Source organism: Bacillus xiapuensis (genome assembly GCF_002797355.1).
Taxonomy (GTDB): domain Bacteria; phylum Bacillota; class Bacilli; order Bacillales; family Domibacillaceae; genus Bacillus_CE; species Bacillus_CE xiapuensis.
The window spans coordinates 1,812,932-1,834,313 of record NZ_KZ454939.1 but is presented as its reverse complement, the minus strand read 5'-3'; the positions used below and the strand labels follow the sequence as shown (position 1 = coordinate 1,834,313).

Annotated in this window: 18 protein-coding genes; 16 read left to right on the top strand and 2 right to left on the bottom strand. The window is 46.8% G+C overall.

Features of this window, described 5'->3' with window-relative positions:
- Nucleotides 1–111 precede the first annotated feature (111 nt).
- The 7 genes from CEF20_RS09105 (at nucleotide 112) to CEF20_RS16605 (ending at nucleotide 8,676) form a co-directional block, all read left to right on the top strand.
- Entirely contained in the window at nucleotides 112–2,169 is a 2,058-nt protein-coding gene (locus CEF20_RS09105) for a sigma-54 interaction domain-containing protein (RefSeq protein ID WP_100331511.1), read from the top strand.
- Nucleotides 2,170–2,319: 150 nt separating this feature from the next.
- Entirely contained in the window at nucleotides 2,320–3,420 is a 1,101-nt protein-coding gene (locus CEF20_RS09100; protein ID WP_100331510.1) for a Leu/Phe/Val dehydrogenase, read from the top strand.
- A 274-nt stretch (nucleotides 3,421–3,694) separates the two neighbouring features.
- Nucleotides 3,695–5,119, top strand: a complete 1,425-nt coding sequence (gene lpdA, locus CEF20_RS09095; protein WP_100332061.1) for a dihydrolipoyl dehydrogenase — start codon at nucleotides 3,695–3,697, stop codon at nucleotides 5,117–5,119.
- A 54-nt stretch (nucleotides 5,120–5,173) separates the two neighbouring features.
- Complete coding sequence (locus CEF20_RS09090) at nucleotides 5,174–6,169, top strand: thiamine pyrophosphate-dependent dehydrogenase E1 component subunit alpha (RefSeq protein WP_100331509.1); 996 nt, start codon at nucleotides 5,174–5,176, stop codon at nucleotides 6,167–6,169.
- Between the two features lie 16 nt (nucleotides 6,170–6,185).
- A complete protein-coding gene (locus CEF20_RS09085; protein WP_100331508.1) occupies nucleotides 6,186–7,169 on the top strand; it encodes an alpha-ketoacid dehydrogenase subunit beta in 984 nt (327 codons plus the stop codon).
- Nucleotides 7,170–7,197: 28 nt separating this feature from the next.
- Nucleotides 7,198–8,475 (top strand): dihydrolipoamide acetyltransferase family protein, encoded by a 1,278-nt coding sequence (locus tag CEF20_RS09080; RefSeq protein WP_100331507.1) that lies wholly within the window; start codon nucleotides 7,198–7,200, stop codon nucleotides 8,473–8,475.
- 45 nt (nucleotides 8,476–8,520) lie between these two features.
- Entirely contained in the window at nucleotides 8,521–8,676 is a 156-nt protein-coding gene (locus CEF20_RS16605; protein ID WP_157796236.1) for a hypothetical protein, read from the top strand.
- 259 nt (nucleotides 8,677–8,935) lie between these two features.
- On the opposite strand, the gene CEF20_RS09075 is transcribed toward CEF20_RS16605, so the two are convergent.
- Nucleotides 8,936–9,796 (bottom strand): DUF1002 domain-containing protein, encoded by an 861-nt coding sequence (locus tag CEF20_RS09075; protein ID WP_100331506.1) that lies wholly within the window; start codon nucleotides 9,794–9,796, stop codon nucleotides 8,936–8,938.
- A 243-nt stretch (nucleotides 9,797–10,039) separates the two neighbouring features.
- On the opposite strand from CEF20_RS09075, the gene CEF20_RS09070 reads away from it, so the two are divergent.
- From CEF20_RS09070 to CEF20_RS09050, 5 genes are all read left to right on the top strand, one after another.
- Nucleotides 10,040–11,974, top strand: a complete 1,935-nt coding sequence (locus CEF20_RS09070; RefSeq protein WP_100331505.1) for a methylmalonyl-CoA mutase family protein — start codon at nucleotides 10,040–10,042, stop codon at nucleotides 11,972–11,974.
- A complete protein-coding gene (scpA, locus tag CEF20_RS09065) occupies nucleotides 11,967–14,165 on the top strand; it encodes a methylmalonyl-CoA mutase (protein WP_198508481.1) in 2,199 nt (732 codons plus the stop codon). The genes CEF20_RS09070 and scpA overlap by 8 nt, the downstream gene beginning before the upstream one ends.
- Nucleotides 14,162–15,277 carry a methylmalonyl Co-A mutase-associated GTPase MeaB gene (gene meaB, locus CEF20_RS09060; protein WP_100331504.1) on the top strand — a complete coding sequence of 372 codons (1,116 nt, stop codon included), beginning with the start codon at nucleotides 14,162–14,164 and terminating at the stop codon, nucleotides 15,275–15,277. The genes scpA and meaB overlap by 4 nt, the downstream gene beginning before the upstream one ends.
- A gap of 290 nt (nucleotides 15,278–15,567) precedes the next feature.
- The gene (locus tag CEF20_RS09055; protein ID WP_100331503.1) at nucleotides 15,568–16,005 is read left to right on the top strand and encodes a BrxA/BrxB family bacilliredoxin; all 438 of its coding nucleotides are present in this window, start codon (nucleotides 15,568–15,570) and stop codon (nucleotides 16,003–16,005) included.
- A gap of 74 nt (nucleotides 16,006–16,079) precedes the next feature.
- Complete coding sequence (locus CEF20_RS09050) at nucleotides 16,080–17,078, top strand: aromatic acid exporter family protein (protein ID WP_100331502.1); 999 nt, start codon at nucleotides 16,080–16,082, stop codon at nucleotides 17,076–17,078.
- 119 nt (nucleotides 17,079–17,197) lie between these two features.
- Here CEF20_RS09050 and prli42 read toward each other — a convergent pair whose 3' ends face one another.
- On the bottom strand, nucleotides 17,198–17,293 hold the full coding sequence (prli42, locus tag CEF20_RS17325) for a stressosome-associated protein Prli42 (RefSeq protein ID WP_157796235.1): 96 nt from the start codon (nucleotides 17,291–17,293) through the stop codon (nucleotides 17,198–17,200).
- Between the two features lie 181 nt (nucleotides 17,294–17,474).
- Between prli42 and mce the strand changes: the two genes are divergently transcribed.
- The 4 genes from mce (at nucleotide 17,475) to CEF20_RS09030 (ending at nucleotide 21,290) form a co-directional block, all read left to right on the top strand.
- Nucleotides 17,475–17,888, top strand: coding sequence for a methylmalonyl-CoA epimerase (mce, locus tag CEF20_RS09045; RefSeq protein ID WP_100332059.1), 414 nt, complete (start codon nucleotides 17,475–17,477; stop codon nucleotides 17,886–17,888).
- Between the two features lie 6 nt (nucleotides 17,889–17,894).
- A complete protein-coding gene (locus tag CEF20_RS09040; protein WP_100331501.1) occupies nucleotides 17,895–19,451 on the top strand; it encodes an acyl-CoA carboxylase subunit beta in 1,557 nt (518 codons plus the stop codon).
- Nucleotides 19,452–19,568: 117 nt separating this feature from the next.
- Nucleotides 19,569–20,690, top strand: a complete 1,122-nt coding sequence (locus CEF20_RS09035; RefSeq protein ID WP_100331500.1) for a M20/M25/M40 family metallo-hydrolase — start codon at nucleotides 19,569–19,571, stop codon at nucleotides 20,688–20,690.
- Nucleotides 20,691–20,816: 126 nt separating this feature from the next.
- Nucleotides 20,817–21,290, top strand: coding sequence for a chemotaxis protein CheW (locus CEF20_RS09030; RefSeq protein WP_100331499.1), 474 nt, complete (start codon nucleotides 20,817–20,819; stop codon nucleotides 21,288–21,290).
- The last annotated feature ends 92 nt before the right edge of the window (nucleotides 21,291–21,382 follow it).

Below are 21,382 nucleotides of genomic sequence, written 5' to 3'. Positions count from 1 at the left end.
CTTTAATGCTTACTCACAAAAATCATACTCTACATGTTAAATTTGTCAAGTAGCGGGCAACAAGTTTACAATAGATGTGTGCAAGATTCTGCACAGAGCGGAGGTGGGGAAATGCAAACGGTATTGATTATCGGTGGCGGGCAAGGCGGGTTTACGGTGTTAGAGATTTTGCAGGATATACGGCTGACGAAAGTGCTGGCTGTAGCTGACCCTAATCAGAAAGCTGCTGGGATCCTTTTGGCGGAGAGCTTGGGAATTCCTACAGGCAGCGATTGGCGGATATTTATGAAGCAGAAGCCTGATTTAATTATTGAGGTGACGAATGATGACACCGTGTTTGCTGAAGTCAGCCGGGTTGCTTATTGGGCAACCGTCATACCGGGAAACGTCGCTTTTTTATTAGCCCAGCTTCTTAAACAAAAGGAGGAGCTAATCACTCGCTTAAGCCGGCAATCGCATCAGTATGATGTAATTTTTGAATCGACGGACGAAGGCATGGTGGTTGTGGATCATACAGAAAATATTATTTTATATAATAAAAGCGCTGAGCAAATCATTGGAATGAAAAAGCATGAAGCCCTCGGCCGGCACATCCAGGATATTATTCCGGCGAGCAGGCTGGCCATTGTAATGAGAACAAAGCGGGCAGAAGTCAATCAGGAGCATCAGCTGGCCGCCGGCAGAAAAATCATCACCTCCCGCATTCCGATGATCACACAGGAAGGTGAAGTGATCGGCGCGTTTGCTGTGTTTAAGGATATTACAGAAGTATTGAATTTGGCGGCTGAAGTGACGAATTTAAAGGAAATCCAAACGATGTTGGAAGCTATTATTTTCTCTAGTGATGATGCGATTTCGGTCGTGGATGAAACGGGAAGGGGATTGCTAATTAATCCGGCATACACCCGCTTGACGGGGCTTTGCAAAGAAGAAGTCATCGGAAAGCCAGCCACAATTGATATATCTGAAGGGGAGAGCGTTCATCTGCAAGTATTGAAATCGAAACGTCCGGTGCGCGGAGTAAAGATGTATGTAGGCCCGAAAAAAAGAGAGGTCGTAGTCAATGTGGCGCCTATCATTGTTGATGGCCAACTGAAAGGCAGCGTCGGCGTGATTCATGATTTAACAGAGATTCAGGCTTTAACAAAGGAGCTGAATAGAGCTAGGCAAATCATCCGGACGCTGGAGGCGAAATATTCATTTGAGGACATCATCGGCAATTCCGAAGAGATGAAAATCGCTATTGAGCAAGCAAAGGTTGGGGCAAACACACCGGCGACTGTGCTGCTTCGGGGAGAGTCCGGGACTGGAAAAGAATTATTTGCCCATGCGATTCATACTGCCAGCGACCGCCGCTACAATAAATTTATTCGCGTCAATTGCGGAGCGCTTTCCGAATCATTATTGGAAAGCGAGCTGTTTGGTTATGAAGAAGGCGCGTTTTCTGGAGCGCGCCGCGGAGGGAAACGAGGGCTCTTTGAGGAAGCAAACAACGGCAGTATTTTCCTTGATGAGATCGGTGAATTAAGCGCCAACACTCAAGTTAAATTATTGCGGGTACTGCAGGAAAAAGAGATCGTTCGGGTTGGAGGCACGAAACCGATTGCCATTAACGTTCGTGTGATTGCGGCCACCAATGTCAATTTGGAAAAAAGCATGGCAGAAGGCCGTTTTCGCGAGGATTTATATTATCGTCTGAACCGCGTGCCAATTCATATTCCTCCTCTTAGAAAAAGAAAAGGAGATCTTCCGCTGTTAAGCGAGCACTTGCTCATTAAACTCAACCAAGATTACGGCAGGAATATAGAAGGGCTAACACCGGATGCCTTGAAGAGGCTGACGGCTTATCATTGGCCGGGAAATGTTCGTGAGTTGGAGAACGTATTAGGAAGAGCTATGATCTTTACTACATATAACGAGAAGCTGATTGATGCGGATGCCTTGCAGCTGCTGGAACATCAGCCGGAAATTTGCACGGCTCCAGCTTTTGAAAGGAAAGAAGCTGAAGAGTCAGGACTCAGTCTGCAGGAAAGAATGGCAAGCTACGAAAAAGCGGTCATACAGTCTGCGCTTAAAAGACACCATGGCAACAAAACGGCTGCTGCTAAACAGCTGGGTATTTCTATTCGCAGTTTATACTATAAATTGGAAAAATATAACTTGCAATAATATGCGTGCAATTTATGGATGATTTGCAAAAAAATGCAGGGAAGACAATGATAAATAAAGCGTTTTCATGTTGGTGGCATTGGCATGCTTGTTGCATGAACGTTTATGAATGCAATCTATTACACTATGCTAAAACAAGGGGGATTTATCGTGGAGATTTTCAAGTATATGCAAACATATGATTATGAGCAGCTGATCTTTTGCCAAGATCAAACGTCGGGGTTAAAAGCGATCATTGCCATCCATGATACAACGCTCGGACCTGCACTGGGCGGAACAAGAATGTGGACCTACGGAACAGAAGAAGCCGCCATTGAAGATGCTCTTCGTCTGGCGAAAGGAATGACCTATAAAAATGCCGCGGCAGGTCTTAATCTGGGTGGAGGAAAGGCGGTAATCATGGGGGATCCGCGCCAAGATAAAAATGAAGAAATGTTCCGGGCGTTTGGCCGCTTTATTCAAGGATTGAATGGACGCTACATCACAGCGGAAGATGTGGGCACTACTGTGGAGGATATGGATATCATTCATGAAGAAACAGATTATGTGACCGGGATCTCACCCGCTTTTGGCTCCTCCGGAAATCCGTCACCCGTCACAGCCTACGGCTGTTTTGTCGGCATGAAAGCAGCCGTCAAAGAAGCGTTCGGCACAGATTCTGTGGAAGGATTAACTGTATCCGTTCAAGGAGTCGGAAGTGTTGCCTATCATCTTTGCCGCCACCTGCATGAAGCTGGGGCAAAATTGATCGTAACAGATATCAATAAAGAAGCGGTCCATCGCGCCGTTGCAGATTTCGATGCGCGCGCCGTTGACCCGAACGAAATCTACAGCGTCGAGGCGGATGTATTTGCTCCATGTGCATTAGGCGCTATTATAAATGATGCCACGATTAATCAGCTGAAAGTGAAGGTAGTGGCCGGTTCAGCCAACAACCAGCTAGAGGAAGACCGGCATGGGGACATGCTGCATGAGCGGGGAATTATTTATGCGCCTGATTATGTGATCAACGCAGGAGGCGTCATTAATGTGGCGGATGAGCTTCATGGGTATAATCGGGAACGCGCCATGCGCAAAGTCGATCAAATTTATGCGAATATCGAAAAAACACTCGTAATTTCCAAACGGGACGGCATTCCCACATACAAAGCAGCTGATCGTATGGCTGAGGAACGAATCGCCAAAATGCAAAAAGCGCGCCGCTCATTTTTATTAGATGGACATCATATTTTATCCCGCCGTAAGCATTAAGCAAAGAAACGGTGAATCCTTAGCACTTCATTTGATTCATCCCATTTTTTATGATCCATCATTGTGATTGAATGAAAACCGCTCCGCTTCTCAAAGACATGGCCAATGCTCTTAAAGCGGCAAGCAGGAAGAGCATTCCCGTATCCGTCTATACGAAAACATGGAACGTGCAGCCAATGGAACGCTCGAACGGTTTCATTGGCGCTTCGTCTGTTCGGCAGAGGAATGCGGAACGGTGGAAGAGGAGCAAAAGAAAGATAGAGGAGGAGAACAAATGGCTGAAGAATATGATTTAGTGATTCTTGGCGGAGGAACTGGCGGCTATGTTGCCGCAATCCGCGCATCTCAATTAGGACTGAAAACGGCGGTTGTCGAGAAAAGCAAATTGGGCGGAACATGTCTGCATCGAGGCTGCATCCCGAGCAAAGCTTTGCTCCGAAGCGCAGAAGTGTTGAACACCGCTCGCCGAAGCGCTGATTTCGGCGTAGAGATCGAGAACATATCTTTGAATTTTCAAAAAGCGCAAGCGCGCAAGCAATCCATCGTTGATACGCTTTATTCAGGTGTGCAAGGGCTGATGAGAAAAGGAAAGATTGATGTATATGAAGGCATCGGCCGCATACTGGGTCCTTCCATTTTTTCGCCGTTGCCTGGAACCATTTCTGTAGAAATGAATGACGGGACGGAAAACGCCATGCTCATACCGAAAAACGTCATCATCGCTACAGGATCACGTCCGCGTCCGCTGCCAAGTCTTGAATTTGATGGCGAGCGAATTCTTTCATCCGATGATGCCCTTGAATTAGCGAAGGTGCCAGAGTCCATTTTGATTGTAGGGGGAGGTGTGATCGGCATCGAGTGGGCTTCTATGCTCGCAGATTTTGGCGCGAAAGTGACCGTTCTTGAGTATGCTCCCCGGATTATTCCGGCCGAAGACGAGGAGATTTCCAGAGAAATGTCTCGGCTGTTGAATAAGCGCGGCATTGAAATCATTACGGGAGCCAAAGTGCTGCCAGACACGATAGAGAAGAAGGAGCAGTCAGTAATGGTTCAAGCAGAGGTCGATGGAGACATCCGGTCCTATGCAGCTGAAAAGATGCTCGTATCCATCGGCCGCCAGGCTAATGTAGAAGGCATCGGCCTGGAAAATACAGATATTTCTGTGGAAAACGGCTATATTCAAACCAACGCTTTCTATCAAACGAAAGAATCCCATATTTACGCAATTGGCGACGTGATTGGCGGGCTGCAGCTGGCCCATGTGGCCTCTCACGAAGGCTTAACAGCGGTCGAGCACCTTGCCGGTCAAGAGGTGGATGCGCTCGATTACACAACGATTGCCAAGTGTATTTATTCGAGTCCGGAAGCAGCCAGTGTCGGGCTCACGGAGAGAGAAGCACAGGGAAAGGGCTATGAAGTGAAAGTCGGCAAGTTCTCTTTTCGAGCCATCGGCAAGGCGCTCGTATATGGAGAAAGCGACGGATTTGTCAAAATCATTGCGGATAAGAAAACGGATGATCTATTAGGCGTCCATATGATTGGTCCGCACGTAACCGATATGATTTCTGAAGCGGGGCTGGCTCGGGTGCTGGATGCGGCGGCTTGGGAGGTAGGCTGCACCATCCATCCGCATCCAAGCTTAAGTGAAGCGATAGGTGAAGCAGCACTCGCCGTGGATGGCAGAGCGATTCATTCATAATGGGCCATGACAGATAAAGTAGGAAAGAAAGTGCAATTAAAAGGAGGAGTACGAATGGCTGAAAACCGACATAGACCGCTCGGTTTAAGTGATGAAACCGTATTAAATATGTATGAAAAAATGGTGCTAGCCCGCCGCTTGGATGAGCGGATGTGGCTGTTAAACCGCTCCGGGAAAATCCCGTTTGTCATTTCTTGCCAAGGACAGGAAGCGGCGCAAGTAGGGGCCGCTTTTGCTCTTGATCAAGAGAAAGATTATGTGCTGCCTTATTACCGTGACTTAGGTGTTGTATTAACATTTGGCATGACAGCAAAGGATATTATGCTGTCCGGTTTTGCCAAAGCAGAAGACCCCAATTCAGGAGGCCGGCAAATGCCCGGTCATTTTGGCCAGAAGAAAAACCGGATCGTGACAGGCTCTTCACCGGTCACAACGCAAGTTCCTCATGCGGTTGGCATTGCTTTGGCAGGAAAAATGGAGAAAAAAGATTTAGTCACTTTGGTCACATTTGGAGAAGGCTCCTCTAACCAGGGAGACTTTCACGAAGCCGCTAACTTTGCTGGTGTTCACAAGCTTCCGGTCATCTTTATGTGTGAAAATAATAAGTATGCCATCTCTGTTCCAGTTGAGAAGCAGCTGGCTTGCGCACGCGTCTCCGACCGCGCTCAAGGCTACGGTATGCCGGGAGTCACGATCGATGGAAATGATCCGATTGCAGTATATAGACATGTCAAAGAAGCTGTTGAACGCGGACGCCGGGGAGAAGGGCCCACTTTGATCGAAACGGTTTCTTACCGATTAACACCCCATTCTTCTGATGATGATGATCGCAGCTATCGTTCACCCGATGAGGTTCAAAAAGCAAAAACCAATGATCCGCTTATAACATTTGGAGCGTATCTAAAAGAAACAGGCGTGATGAATGATCAGCTGGAGAAGGAAATCAATGACCGCATTATGAGTCAAGTGAATGAAGCGACTGATTATGCGGAAAGCGCACCTTATCCAAAACCGGAGGATGCGCTGAAGTTTGTTTACGGTGACAAGTAAGAAGGGGGAAACGATGATGCCAGTAATTTCATATATTGATGCAGTGACGATGGCAATCCGCGAAGAGATGGAGCGGGATTCAAAAGTATTCGTTTTAGGAGAGGATGTCGGAAAAAAAGGCGGGGTTTTCAAAGCAACACATGGACTGTATGATCAGTTTGGTGAAGAGCGCGTTATGGATACACCGCTAGCCGAATCAGCGATTGCCGGAGTGGGGATCGGGGCAGCGATGTACGGCATGCGCCCGATTGCGGAAATACAGTTTGCCGACTTCATCATGCCAGCAGTCAATCAAATTATTTCGGAAGCAGCCCGCATTCGCTACCGGTCTAATAATGATTGGAATTGTCCGCTAGTCATCCGCGCTCCGTATGGAGGAGGCGTGCACGGTGCACTTTACCATTCCCAGTCGGTAGAAGCCATTTTCGCTAATCAGCCGGGCCTGAAGATTGTCATGCCTTCCACACCTTATGATGTCAAAGGATTATTAAAGGCTGCTATCCGCGATGAAGATCCTGTTCTGTTTTTTGAGCATAAACGGGCGTATCGCTTAATTAAAGGAGAAGTCCCTGCCGATGATTACGTGCTGCCAATTGGCAAGGCTGATACTAAGCGCAAGGGAGACGACCTGACAGTCATTACTTACGGATTATGCGTTCATTTTGCTTTGCAGGCGGCAGAAAAATTATCCAAAGACGGCATTGAAGCGGAGGTTTTAGATTTGCGCACCGTTTACCCGCTGGATCAAGAAGCGATCATTCAAGCGGCCAGCAAAACGGGAAAAGTCTTATTAATCACAGAAGACAATAAAGAAGGCAGCATAATGAGTGAGGTGGCTGCGATCATTGCCGAGCATTGCTTATTTGAACTGGATGCTCCAATTCAAAGGCTTGCAGGTCTGGACGTACCGGCGATGCCTTATGCGCCAACGATGGAAAAACATTTCATGGTCAATCCGGATAAAGTAGAAAAGGCCATGCGCGAACTTGCTGAATTTTAATGAGGAGAATAGAGAGGAGGAGTCTTTCATGGCTGTGAAAAAAGTAACGATGCCCCAATTAGGAGAAAGCGTCACGGAGGGAACAATCAGCAAGTGGCTAGTTCAAGAAGGAGATCAAGTCAATAAGTACGATCCGATTGCTGAGGTGATGACGGATAAAGTGAATGCGGAGATACCGTCTTCTTACAGCGGCATTATTCATGAGCTGACAGCGGCTGAAGGAGATACATTAGCCGTTGGAGAAGTTATTTGTTTCATGGATGTGGCAGGTGAAGCCGATGATCAGAAAGCGGAAGCACTGGAACAAGAAAAGGCCGGGCAGCAGCCATCCAATGAAGCGGATAAGTCGGAGAGAAGCGAGCGCAGAGCCCGATATTCTCCGGCAGTGCTTAAATTATCGCAAGAACACGGCATCGATTTAACAAAGGTGACCGGATCGGGAAAAGGCGGACGAATTACCCGTAAAGACCTTTTAACGATAATCCGATCAAATGAAATTCCAAAAGCTGGTGGACAGGCTGAACAGCAAAGCTTTGAGCGGCGGCCAGCTTCTATGGCTGAAACTTCTGCCAGCGCTTCAAAAACACCGGCGGCTTCCGTGCTTCCGGGCGATGTGAGCGTTCCTGTAAGCGGAGTGAGAAAGACGATCGCGGCCAATATGGTCCGAAGCAAGCAGGAGATCCCTCATGCTTGGACTATGATGGAAGTGGATGTGACCAATCTCGTTAGTTACCGCGATTCTATCAAAGAGGAGTTCAAGAAAAGAGAAGGGTTTAATTTAACGTATTTCGCTTTCTTCATAAAGGCAGTTGCTCAGGCGCTGAAGGAATTTCCGCAAATGAACTCGATGTGGGCAGGAGAGGAAATTATTCAAAAGAAAGATATCAACTTGTCCATCGCTGTCGCTACGGATGAGGCGCTATATGTTCCAGTCATTAAACGGGCTGATGAAAAAACCATTAAAGGCATTGGCCGGGAAGTTTTCGAACTTGCGAATAAAGTTCGCGCAGGCACGCTGAAAGCAGAGGACATGCAAGGAGGCACTTTTACGGTCAACAACACCGGTTCATTCGGTTCCGTGCAGTCAATGGGCATTATCAATTATCCGCAGGCAGCCATTCTGCAAATTGAATCAATCGTTAAGCGTCCCGTTGTCATGCCGGGGGGGATGATTGCCGTCCGTGACATGGTGAATATTTGTTTATCGCTTGACCATCGCGTGCTTGATGGCCTAGTATGCGGCCGTTTCTTAAAACGTGTGAAAGAAATACTTGAAAATATATCGGAGCATACATCTATTTATTAATTAAATCCTATGTTTGGAAAAGGGCTGTTCAGAAGGTCAAGAAAAATGAACCCTTCTGAACAGCCCTTTTCATTTATTACTGCCTATCATTTTCCCGAGAGGGGCAGGCAGCGGAAGTTTTTTTCTTTCATTCCCGCTGTTGAAAAAGAAGAACAATGGCTGCCGCTGCATATTCTTGCTGAAGCGCCTTTGTCCGCCTGAACGGATCGGCCATATAGGTGGCGTGATATCTCCCGCGCCGACTTTTAAGCCCATACTTTTATCTGCTCTGCAATAGGAACAAATGTTTTTCGTTTTAAATAGCCGGAATATCAGCCATGATGACCGTTTTGTCGTCACGCTCCTTTGATAATGGCAAGGATGACGGCCGTTTAAAAAACAGCCTTTCAAAAAAAACTGCCGGAAAGAGACCGGCAGTTTAAGATGATAGAACATTTATAAGGCAAGGCATGAGGAAGCTTTACTTGAAGAGGCCAGCAATCCAGTCGATGATCGATTTAAAGAAATCAATGATGGATTGAAGAAAGCCTTGACCCTCTTCGGATTGTTTAAAGTTATCCCATTTTTCTTTCGCCTTGTCAATTTGACTGTTGACTTGATCCCAGTTAATGTCTAAATTTTTCATTTTATCAAAAAGAGCAGATAACTGATCCAGTTGCTCCTGTGTTAAGTTGATGTTGAATTCATTAGACACGTTGGTAATAATCGTTTTAATTTCTTGCACTGTCTGCGGATTAGCCTGGGCTACTTCTTCTTTTACCCGCTGGATAAATTCAGTCGCTTCTTTTTCGCCAATCTGGTCAGCGAGCTTGGCGGTTGTCACCATTTCTTCATTAGCGACCTTTTTTTGGCCTTCTGAAATTTTTTCACCTGTTGAGGTTTCGTAAGCCTTGATTAACCCTGTCAATGCCGCCGTTCCTGATACTTCAAACGGAGCGGTAATATAAATGTCGGCATCCTTCACGCCCGCCGTTGACAAAGCGTTCGTATACATTTCTTTAGATACCCAGGATATGTTATTCGTCTGGACATTAATGCCGTAGCCTTTTTCTTTCATCGTAATTTTGCTGGATGAAATCGCTCGCGAACCGATTTGGGCTTTCGGAATATAGTCTCCTAAATATTTATGCTCTTCCTCATTTGATACCGTAACAGTGGTAACATCAGCAGGAACGTCCATTTCCTGCAGCAATTGCTCTTTCTGTGCGGGTGATAAGTTCTCGCCGAGAGTAACGATCACATCTCCAACAGCGCTGTCTGCGTGGGCGATCGTTCCGAAACTGAAGAATAATACTCCCAACCATGCGAAAATTCTTTTCATGCAAGCTCTCCCCTAATTTGATTTTCCTCTGAGAACAGAGGGTAAGAACAATATAGCATGTTATGGCCAGATTTTCACGAAAAGTCTTTCCGCTTATCAAAGAAGTAATTTCCAAATTAAGGTTTTTTAGCGAACTTCATTGATTGACGCCCCCGATTCCGATAAAATAAACAATAGGTATAATATTTTGAATTTTTGCACCTGGAAATGTAATCGATTTCAAAAAACAAAGGGGAGAAAAGAATGAATATTCAGGAGATGAAAATTCAAAGTTTCCCGGATGTTTCTTTACAGGAATGGAAAAAGGCGGCGGCATCCTCTCTTAAAGGAAAATCATTGGCTCAGCTGCATACGGAAACATATGAGGGGATAACACTGAAGCCGCTATATTTGCCTGAACATCTATTGGAAATTGCCGTGGAGCAATTTCCCGGTGAGCCGTCATACACTCGCGGATTTTACAAAGGGGGATATTGGCAGAAACCGTGGAAAAACGCTAACAAACTACACGCTCAATCCGCCGGTGAGCTGCGGAAAAAATTGACAGCCGCTTTGCAAGCTGGGCAGGATGCGGTCTCGTTTACTATTGAAGAAATGGCGGGAATGAGCTTTGATGAATACCTTCAGATGGCATCCGAGCTGAAGCTGGCTGAATATCCGATGTACATAAATACGAAAGATCACTTCTTAGCCTTTGCTGCGTTTCTTATCAAGGCAAAACAATCCGGGCTTCAAGGGGTTGCGGGAAGTGATATTCTCTCGCATTATGCCCAAAGAGGGCTGCTGCCGGATGAGTCGGCTCTTTCTTTGCATTTTGAAGCACTATCAGCAGTCAGGCAGGCGTCTCCGCAATTGAAAACGGTCATTATTGATACGGTTCCTTTTCATTTAGCTGGCGCTCATGCAGTGCAGGAAATCGCTATTGCATTAGCTGAAGCGGTTTTTTATATCGAGTGGCTAAAGGAAGAAGGCTGGTCTCCAGAAGAAACGGTCCGTTTATTCAGCTTTCATTTTGCCGTTGGTTCGCAGTTCTTTATCGAGACGAGCAAACTGCGGGCCTTCCGCAAATTGTGGAGCGCGCTCTGCGCTTCTTATGGCGTAGAGGGGGAAGCTGTAAAGGTTTCAGTTGGGGCGGAAACGTCCGTCTTCACGTTTTCGAAGCACGATCACCATGTCAATTTGCTGCGAACAGGCAGTGAATCTTTTGCTGCGCTGCTCGGAGGAGCAGAATATTTGCAAGTGGCTCCTTTCGATGAAGTGAATGGTGCAATGACCGCCCTCGGCGAACGAACGGCAAGAAATATACCGCTGATATTAAAACATGAAGCCCATTTATCCAAAGTGATTGATCCGGCTGGCGGTTCGTATTTTATTGAATCGCTGACGCATGAGCTTGGCCAAATGGCTTGGAAGCAGTTTTTGCGCATAGAGGAAGGCGGCGGCATCCTCTCAGCTTTGAAAAGCGGCATGCTTCAGAAAGAGCTGGCGAAAGTGATGGAGCAGCGAACGGCTGATTTAGCCGTTCGAAAGACCTCCATGATTGGCACGAATATCTATGCCGATCTTGATGAAGAGCTGCCGGAACGGGAAAGTTGCATGGAAAGATTACACGCGGAACGAAAGATTGCTGCCTTCCGGGAATTAATAGAGTTGACAAGCGGCGAGGAGTCGCTGGCTCATCTGCATGTCCAAAGCAGCGGAGAAGCCATTATACCGGTGAAAGCCCAGCGGCTGGCGGCGCCTTTTGAGCAACTAAGAGCACGTGCTGCCAGCATTAAGGCGCAGGCCGGCATGATCTGTTTAGGTGCATTAAAGACGTTTAAACCCCGCGCAGATTTCGTTACCGGCGTTCTGGCCGCTGGGGGAATCTCTGCTAAGCTAAGCGGCGAATGTCAGTCCGCTCAAGAAGCAGCGGCTTTTATAGCTGAAACGGGATTTCCTTACTACTGCATTTGCGGAGGGGATGAAGCTTATACTGCTTTTGGCCCCTCCCTCATCAAAGAGCTGAAGCGCACCGGCGGCCAGGTTCATATCGACCTGGCGGGAAAGCTAATTGGGGAAGAGCAAAAAAAATGGCAAGAAGCGGGGCTGGATGGTCATATCTTTGCCGGTCAGAATTTGCTTGATAAGCTCTCCCATCTGCTGTCTCTTTGGGAAGGAGGGCCTGTACATGTGTAAGCCGGATTTTCATAAAATGCATCCATTTTCTATAGCAGAAGGTCCTTCTTCTCCTGCCGCATGGAAAGAGTTATTAAAGAAGGAAGTGAAGGCCTCCTTCGAGGATCTTTCCTTTGAAACAAATGAGAAAATTTCTTTGCAGCCCCTTTATACGATGGAGGATACGAAACAGCTTTCGCATATTAACGATATGCCGGGGATCGCCCCTTATACGAGAGGGCCGTATCCGACGATGTATGTAAGCCGCCCTTGGACGGTGCGTCAGTACGCTGGTTTTTCTACGGCGGAAGAAAGCAATGCTTTTTACCGGCGCAATCTGGCAATGGGGCAAAAAGGCCTGTCCGTTGCCTTTGATTTGCCGACGCACCGGGGGTACGATTCCGATCATCCGCGAGTGGTCGGAGACGTGGGAAAAGCAGGTGTGGCTATTGATTCCGTTGAGGATACGAATATATTATTCTCGGGCATTCCGCTGGATCAAATGTCTGTCTCTATGACGATGAACGGGGCTGTTTTGCCGATAATGGCTTTTTATATCGTAACCGCTGAAGAGCAGGGGGTGCCTCGAGAAAAGCTATCTGGAACCATCCAAAATGATATATTGAAAGAATATATGGTTCGAAACACGTATATATACCCCCCGGATACTTCGATGCGGGTGATTGCGGACATTTTTGAATATACATCTAATTATATGCCGAAATTTAACAGCATCAGCATTTCGGGATATCATATGCAGGAGGCTGGAGCTCCAGCAGATCTCGAGCTCGCTTATACGCTGGCTGACGGTCTTGAATATGTCCGCACAGGGCTGAAGGCGGGCATTGAGATTGATTCGTTTGCTCCGCGGCTGTCATTCTTTTGGGCGGTCGGCATGAATTATTTTATGGAAGTGGCTAAAATGCGGGCGGCTCGCCGAATTTGGGCGCAGCTGATGCAGCCTTATCATCCGAAAAATCCTAAGTCGATGGCGCTGCGGACCCATTCCCAAACCTCAGGATGGAGTTTGACGGAGCAGGACCCGTTTAATAATGTGACAAGAACATTAATTGAAGCGCATGCAGCGGTGATGGGCCATACGCAATCATTGCATACGAACGCTTTAGATGAAGCGATCGCGCTTCCAACCGATTTTTCGGCTCGCATCGCCCGCAACACTCAGCTGTTCCTTCGGGAGGAAACCGGCATAACAAGAGTCATTGATCCTTGGGCCGGATCTTATTATGTAGAAGCGTTAACGAATGAACTAATGGAGCGCGCTTGGGTTCACATAGAGGAAATAGAAGAGCTGGGCGGTATGGCGAAAGCGATTGAGACCGGTCTTCCAAAAATGAGAATTGAGGAAGCTTCCGCGCGCCGCCAAGCGCGGATCGATTCCGGTTCGGAAACGATTATCGGAGTTAACCGCTACCGCTTAGAGCAAGAGGATCCAATCGATATTCTAGCCATCGATAACACCGCTGTGCGCTTAAAACAAATCAAACGCATTCAGGAAATGAAGGCGTCCCGTGACGAGGAGAAAGTATCGGCTGCGCTGCAGGCGATAACAAAGGCAACGGCAACAGGAGAAGGAAATCTGCTGGAGCTGGCTGTGGAAGCGGCGAGAGCGCGGGCGACTTTAGGAGAAATCTCCGATGCCATTGAACGGATCAGCGGCAGACATCAGGCAATGATCCGCTCCGTGAGCGGCGTATACAGCTCGAACTTCTCAGATGAGGAGCAGATCCGTGCTGTTAAACGAATGACGGCGGAGTTTAATGAACAAGAAGGGCGCCGGCCGCGGATTCTTGTGGCAAAAATGGGGCAGGATGGCCATGACCGCGGAGCGAAAGTAGTAGCCACCGCCTACGCGGATTTAGGGTTTGATGTCGATATTGGCCCGCTGTTTCAAACGCCGGAAGAAACGGCTTTGCAGGCCGTGGAAAATGATGTTCACGCCATCGGGGTCAGCTCATTGGCTGCCGGCCATAAAACTTTGCTGCCGGCCTTGATTGCAGAATTGAAAAAGCTGGGGCGGGAAGATATTGTCGTGTTCATTGGCGGTGTGATTCCGGTTCAAGATTATGATTTTCTTCACGCTCATGGAGCGGCGGCGATATTTGGGCCGGGCACGGTCATTCCTGCATCCGCTCAAAAGATTTTAGAAGAAATATATATTAGCCTCGGCTACGAGGAAGTGACGGATGAATGAAGGAGAAAGAATGCGCAAACAAGAGAGAGAGCGGGCCGTCCGCTCTTCATGTGATGAAAGGAATCTCAACTTCCAGCGGCGGTTTCGCCTTTTCAAATCAAAAACGCTTTCGTAAAAGGGCTCCCAGCCTTCCGGATTCAGACGAATTAGTAAACGGTGTGCTAGCCGGCAAGAGAAAAGATTTAGCGAAAGCCATTACTTTCATTGAAAGCAACTCGCCCAGCCATTATTCATACGGTCAAGAACTGCTGCAAAAGTTGCTGCCAAAGACGGGAAATTCCATTAGGATTGGCATTACGGGCGTGCCGGGGGTCGGAAAAAGCACGTTTATTGAAGCATTCGGCAACATGCTGTGCGATCTTGGGCTCAAAACAGCGGTGGTGGCCATCGATCCCAGTTCAGCTGTTAGTGGTGGAAGCATTCTCGGTGATAAAACACGGATGGAGCGGCTGGCTAAACATCCGAATGCCTATATTCGGCCGTCCCCTTCAAGCGGCACGCTCGGCGGCGTTCACAGGAAAACGCGGGAAGTGATGCTCCTCTGTGAAGCGGCCGGCTTTGAAGTCATTTTGGTGGAGACTGTTGGGGTAGGGCAAAGTGAATTCACTGTTCGCGGGATGGTAGATCTTTTTATGCTGCTGGTGCTGACAGGAGCTGGGGATGAATTACAGGGATTGAAGAAGGGAATTATGGAGCTTGCGGATATCATCGTCGTTCATAAAGCGGATGGGGACAATCTTGCATTAGCCCATCAGACTAAGCTGGAATACAACCAAATCCTAAAGATGCTGAAGCCGGCAACCAAGGGGTGGAAAACCCGGGCTTGCACCTGCTCCTCGCTTAAACAGCAAGGCATCAAGGAACTGTGGGAAATCATCCGAGACTTTGAAAAGACGGTCAGGACGAATGGTGTATTGGAAGAAAGGCGCAAAGAGCAAACAAGGGAATGGCTGCATAATTTAATTACGGAACAGCTCAAAGCGGCGTTTTATCAGCATCCGCATGTTCAGGCAAACTTGCCGTCGATTGAAAGGAAAACGATGGAAGGGAACATGACGCCATCGCAGGCAGCAGCGGAGCTGTTTGCTTATGTTTACCCAGATAAGAGATAAGCAATCAGCTCTGCTCCTATAAAAAATGGCTGGTACCATTGAGTACCAGCCGCCAACTAGGGAGTTTAGGGGTATGGATCTAGTTGCTTTACTATAGTTCCCATGTGTTCAGCATTTAAAACCTGCAAATAAAAAAACTCTCTGTAATTTTTAACTAGGTTTCCGAAAAGAATACTTCCGCCAGCCCGCAAGAGCGATAAGTGGTGAGCAGTTCACGCAGTTATATTTGAAAACAAACGTCAATTATTTTATTATAGTGATACACTATAGTGAGTAAAGGAGCAGAATGCATGAACATGGATTTTAATTTTTTAATGAATAATGTCGTTCGTCAAGCTCGTGATGAGATCACGGCTGCGGGATATACAGAACTGCGGACACCGGAAGAAGTAGACGCGTCATTGTCTAAGAAAGGAACGACGCTCGTAATGGTGAATTCTGTTTGCGGCTGCGCCGGCGGGATCGCTCGTCCAGCTGCCGCTCATGCGATTCATTATGATAAGCGCCCTGATCAGCTTGTCACTGTTTTTGCAGGGCAAGATAAGGAAGCTACGGCAAAAGCACGGAGCTATTTTGAAGGCTACCCGCCATCTTCTCCATCGTTTGCGCTGCTGAAAGACGGAAAGATTTGCACGATGGTAGAGCGCCATGAAATTGAAGGCCATGATCCAATGGCGGTTGTTCAGAAGCTGCAGGCGGCTTTTGATCAATATTGTGACGAAGTGTAATAACTATGTGAAACCTTGTCATTGGGATGGCAGGGTTTTCTTAAGTCATAATACCCTTATTCAGGAGTTTATCCATGTTTAAAATCGGATACCGAACAATCAAGACGGCTATTGGAACGGCGCTGGCAATCATCATTTCTCAGTCGATGAGCTTGGAAAATTTTGTTTCAGCGGGGATTATTACGATCCTGTGCATTCAAAATACGAAGAAAAAGTCTTTGCAGGCGGCTTGGAGCCGTTTTCGAGCTTGTACAATTGCTATTATTTTTTGTGCGATCTTTTTTGAAGGAATAGGCTTTCACCCGCTGATGATTGGACTGCTGCTACTGTTTTTTATTCCGACGGTTGTTGCTTTGAAGGTAAAGGAAGGCATCGTCACAAGCAGTGTAATCATTCTGCATATGTATTCGGCTGGTGAGATCACAAAAAGCGTTATTCTCAATGAATATGGCATCATCATAGTCGGCATGGGAATCGCTCTGCTTATGAATTTATATATGCCGAGTCTTGAAAAAAGGCTATACCGCTTGCAGGATGAGATTGAGGAAAATTTTCGCCGCATTTTTCAAGAAATTGCGATGTATTTGCGCGACAACCAACATGTTTGGGACGGAAAAGAAATTACAGAGACGGTGAAGCTAATAAAGGAAGGCAAGGAGTTCGCTTTCCAAGATATTGAAAACCATTTCTTGCGGGAAGAGAAATTGTTTTACAGCTACTTCAGTATGCGGCAAAAGCAGTTTGAAAGAATAGAGCGCGTATTGTCGATCATCACATCGATCTCTCACCAAGTTGAACAGGCCCATGTCATCGCCGACTTTATGGAGGAATTAGGAGAGCGCATTCATCCTGGGAATACAGCGCATCTATCTTTGCAAAAGCTTGAACGCATGAGAGCTGAATTTGAAAAGATGGATTTGCCTGCAACAAGGGAAGAATTTGAATCGAGGGCGGCGCTGCTGCAATTTATTAAAGAGATGGAGGAATACTTGTTAATCAAAAGCTCTTTTAAAGGAATGAAAAGAGAAAGCAGACCAAGCTATATAAGGGAAGCCCGAGAGGCAGGCTCATAACAGAGCCTGCCTTTAAGTTTGTTTCCAAGCGATTCCAGTCTGTTCGCCTCTCATAAACGGACGTGCTTTGCCGAGTTTTCCCCCCCTGGTCTGGCTACTCTTAACAGGGGAGAGAACTCTCACATAAACATGGATAAGCCGAAGAACACGGTAGACACTAGCATGGTAAATAACATGATATAGATGACTGTTTTCTGTATGCTTTTATTTCTCATAGAAGATTGTTCGCTCCTTTAGCCGTGTAAACATAGTTTCTAGTCTATCTATTATAATAACGGCTTTTTTCAACGATCACAAGCGGTATTCTAAGGAGAGCTTTACGGGAAAGAAGGGATTTGGCGAATTATATCGAATATTTTAAATGTTATAGAGATTTTGACAGGGGGGATAGGTGTGATAGAGAAAGTCGATCACTTGGGGATTGCTGTCGCTTCACTCGATGAAACTCTGCCTTTTTACACGGAGAAATTAGGGCTAAGGCTTATCGCAATAGAGGAAGTTCCCTCGGAGCAAGTAAGGGTAGCTTTTCTTGATGCGAGCAATATTAAGCTGGAATTGCTGGAACCGATGAGTCAAGAGAGCGCAGTCGCCAAGTTTGTCGAAAAACGCGGACAAGGATTACACCATATAGCCTTTGGTGTACAGAATATCAATGAACGCCTTCTTGAAATGAAAGAGCAGGGCATTCGCATGATACATGAGACGCCAAAATCTGGAGCCGGGGGCGCGCAAGTAGCGTTTATGCATCCGAAATCCACTTGCGGCGTGCTGTTTGAGCTTTGTGATAAAAGTAAAGGAAAAGGAGAATGACCAACCATGGCTACTCAGGATATTTTCACAAGCATTCATGATCTATACGACCGCCGCCGTGAGGTAGAGCTGGGGGGCGGAGATGAACGGATTGATAAACAGCATGACAAGGGGAAGCTGACCGCTCGAGAGCGAATTGAATTACTTGTTGATCCGGGAACATTTGTAGAGATGAATCCGTTTATTGAACACCGGTGTACGGATTTTGGCTTAGATGAAGTGAAAGGACCGGGAGATGGGGTTGTCACAGGCTACGGCAAAGTGCACGGGCGCCCCATCTATCTATTTTCACAGGATTTCACTGTATTTGGCGGAGCGCTTGGAGAAATGCATGCTAAAAAAATCGCGAATGTCATGGATATGGCAGTCAAGAATGGCTCCCCATTCGTAGGGCTAAATGATTCGGGCGGCGCGCGGATTCAAGAGGGGGTTGTTTCTCTGGACGGCTACGGCCATATCTTCTATCGCAACGCCGTCTATTCCGGGGTGATTCCGCAAATATCAGTGATTATGGGACCTTGCGCTGGGGGAGCGGTTTATTCGCCAGCCATTACGGATTTCGTTTTTATGGTAGACAAAACGAGCCAGATGTTCATCACTGGGCCTAAGGTGATTGAAACGGTTACGGGAGAAAAAATTTCATCCGAAGATCTAGGAGGTTCGAAAGTGCATAACTCCATTAGCGGAAATGCGCATTTCCGCGGGAGCTCTGAGGAGGAAGTGCTCGGGATGGTACGAAGCTTATTAAGCTATCTCCCGCAAAATAATGAAGAGAAGCCGCCAATCGCCGCTTATTCTAAAGAAGATGATTACTGTGAAGATATTACAGATGTGGTTCCGTTCGATGGCTTGCGCCCGTATGATGTCAGAAAAGTTCTCGAACACGTGGTGGATGAAGACTCTTTCATGGAGGTGCAAAAAGATTTCGCCAAAAACATTGTGATTGGTTTTGCCCGCATAAAAGGGGAAGCAGTCGGACTGATCTGCAATCAGCCGAAGTTTATGGCCGGCGGTCTTGATATCAATTCCTCCGACAAAGCAGCTCGCTTTATTCGTTTCTGCGATTCATTTAATATTCCAATTATTACATTTGAAGATGTATCCGGTTTCTTTCCGGGAGTGAAGCAGGAACATGGCGGCATCATTCGCCATGGCGCCAAAATTTTATACGCGTATTCCGAAGCCACTGTTCCAAAAATCACGGTGATTTTGCGTAAAGCTTACGGAGGCGCCTATGTCGCTCTCAACAGCAAAGCGATAGGAGCGGACCTTGTTTATTCTTGGCCGAACGCCGAAATTGCTGTGATGGGGCCGCAAGGTGCAGCCAATATTATTTTTGCGAGAGAAATTGCCTCCAGCGAAAATCCGGAAGAAACCCGCGCAAAAAAAATTGAAGAGTATCGCGAAAAGTTTGCTAACCCCTATGTAGCAGCTGCTCGAGGGATGGTTGATGATGTCATTGATCCGCGCGAAACGAGAATCAAGCTTATGGAGGCACTGAACATGATGCGATCGAAAAAAGAACAGCGGCCGAAGAAAAAACATGGAAACATCCCTTTATAAATCCTTCACATCCGGCGAACAATCTGCCGGATGCTTCTATCATTATGTAAGATTTGGCATTGTCTCTTTTAAAAGAGTATACTTAAAAAAGAATCATCTCACTGGAGGAATGAAGGTATGATCAATAAAACACGTTTATTAAATGAATTTCTTGAGTTGGTGCAGATCAATTCAGAAACAAAGAATGAAGCGGAAATTTCCAAAGTATTAACGGAGAAGTTTAAAGAACTCGGGGTGCATGTTTATGAAGATGAGACAGCGAAACAAACCGGCCACGGCGCGGGAAACTTAATTTGCACGCTTGAAGCAACGAAGGAGGGTGTGGACCCGATTTATTTCACCTCTCATATGGACACAGTTGTTCCGGGAGCTAATGTGAAGCCGAGCATCAAAGATGGCTATATCGTGTCGGATGGCACGACGATCCTTGGAGCGGATGATAAAGTTGGCTTAGCAACGATGCTTGAATTAGTGCGCGTCTTGAAGGAGCAAAATTATGATCACGGCATGATTCAGTTTGTGATTACGGCTGGGGAAGAATCTGGGCTTGTCGGTGCGAAGGCTTTGGATCCTGCTCTTCTTAAAGCAAAGTTTGGCTACGCTTTAGACAGTGATGGAACGGTCGGAAATATTATCGTGGCTGCGCCTACGCAAGCAAAGGTCAAGGCGGAAATCTACGGAAAAACCGCCCACGCTGGAGTTGCCCCTGAAAAAGGCGTATCCGCTATTACGATTGCAGCCAAGGCCATCGCTAAAATGCCGCTTGGCCGCATTGATAAGGAAACAACCGCCAATATCGGACGTTTTGAAGGCGGACGTGCAACCAATATCGTCTGCGACTATGTCAGTATTTTAGCGGAGGCCCGTTCACTTGCACCTGAAAAAATGGAGGCGCAAGTTGCGAAAATGAAAGAGGCATTTGAACAAACAGCTGCTGAAATGAATGGCCGCGCTCAAGTCGAGGTGCATGTCATGTATCCTGGATTTAAATTTGGAGAAGGGGATCATGTAGTAGAAATAGCGAAGAAAGCCGCTGCCCGTATCGGCCGGTCCAGCAAGCTATTGACCAGCGGGGGAGGAAGCGATGCCAATGTGATTGCTGGATTTGGCATTCCGACGGTTAATCTTGCAGTAGGATATGAAGAAATTCATACAACCAACGAAAAAATGCCGGTGGATGAGTTTGTTAAGCTGGCTGAAATGGCTGTCGCTATTGTCGCGGAAGTCGCGGAAGCGTAAATCCGAAAATCCCCGGCTATGCTGCTTGGCATATTGACGGATGAGACCAATCCTGCCTTTAATGTTTTGCTTGAATTCCATGAAATATGATACATTATAAGAATCATATGGATCGGAGGTTTTTTTATGCAAACTTTACATAAAGCAGTGGTGTTTGTGACTGGCGGTGAAGAATATGCCTTTCCTGTTGAAGCGGTTATTTCGATCGAAAAAATGGAGAATATTAATCCTATTCCGCATTTTCCGCGATATTTTAAAGGGATCACGAAAAGTAGGGGAGAGCTGCTTCCGGTTGTGGATTTAGAATATCTTTTCTATCATCGTCAGCTGAGTAATATCGAAGAAGCTAGGCTGATCATTGTTCAATCGGATTCATTTCCTATCGGCTTTCTTGTTAAAGAGGCGAAGGAGATTATGGATGTGCCGGAAGAATCCATCCGCCAGATGGGCTTGTTAGCTTCCGGACAAGCGAAGTACTTCTGCGGAGTGGCGGATCTTGAAAACCGCTTAGTGACGATGATCGACACGAATGCACTCGTATCATCATTGGAGGGAGTGCAGGATATAAAAGAGTACTTGGCGCAAGCGGAGGCACGCTGATGGCTGGATGCTGCTACAAGCCCCGTATGATAGAAAAAATGAGAAAAGAGGAAACTCCATGGCAAGAACCGCCATGGAGTTTTTTTTCTTGA

Coding starts and splice junctions, on each gene's coding strand:
- CEF20_RS09105 (WP_100331511.1), top strand. CDS start 112: ATGCAAACGGTATTGATTATCGGTGGCGGGCAAGGCGGGTTTACGGTG.
- lpdA (WP_100332061.1), top strand. CDS start 3,695: ATGGCTGAAGAATATGATTTAGTGATTCTTGGCGGAGGAACTGGCGGC.
- CEF20_RS09090 (WP_100331509.1), top strand. CDS start 5,174: ATGGCTGAAAACCGACATAGACCGCTCGGTTTAAGTGATGAAACCGTA.
- CEF20_RS09085 (WP_100331508.1), top strand. CDS start 6,186: ATGCCAGTAATTTCATATATTGATGCAGTGACGATGGCAATCCGCGAA.
- CEF20_RS09080 (WP_100331507.1), top strand. CDS start 7,198: ATGGCTGTGAAAAAAGTAACGATGCCCCAATTAGGAGAAAGCGTCACG.
- CEF20_RS16605 (WP_157796236.1), top strand. CDS start 8,521: ATGAACCCTTCTGAACAGCCCTTTTCATTTATTACTGCCTATCATTTT.
- CEF20_RS09075 (WP_100331506.1), bottom strand. CDS start 9,796: ATGAAAAGAATTTTCGCATGGTTGGGAGTATTATTCTTCAGTTTCGGA.
- CEF20_RS09070 (WP_100331505.1), top strand. CDS start 10,040: ATGAATATTCAGGAGATGAAAATTCAAAGTTTCCCGGATGTTTCTTTA.
- scpA (WP_198508481.1), top strand. CDS start 11,967: ATGTGTAAGCCGGATTTTCATAAAATGCATCCATTTTCTATAGCAGAA.
- meaB (WP_100331504.1), top strand. CDS start 14,162: ATGAAGGAGAAAGAATGCGCAAACAAGAGAGAGAGCGGGCCGTCCGCT.
- CEF20_RS09055 (WP_100331503.1), top strand. CDS start 15,568: ATGAACATGGATTTTAATTTTTTAATGAATAATGTCGTTCGTCAAGCT.
- CEF20_RS09050 (WP_100331502.1), top strand. CDS start 16,080: ATGTTTAAAATCGGATACCGAACAATCAAGACGGCTATTGGAACGGCG.
- prli42 (WP_157796235.1), bottom strand. CDS start 17,293: ATGAGAAATAAAAGCATACAGAAAACAGTCATCTATATCATGTTATTT.
- CEF20_RS09040 (WP_100331501.1), top strand. CDS start 17,895: ATGGCTACTCAGGATATTTTCACAAGCATTCATGATCTATACGACCGC.
- CEF20_RS09035 (WP_100331500.1), top strand. CDS start 19,569: ATGATCAATAAAACACGTTTATTAAATGAATTTCTTGAGTTGGTGCAG.
- CEF20_RS09030 (WP_100331499.1), top strand. CDS start 20,817: ATGCAAACTTTACATAAAGCAGTGGTGTTTGTGACTGGCGGTGAAGAA.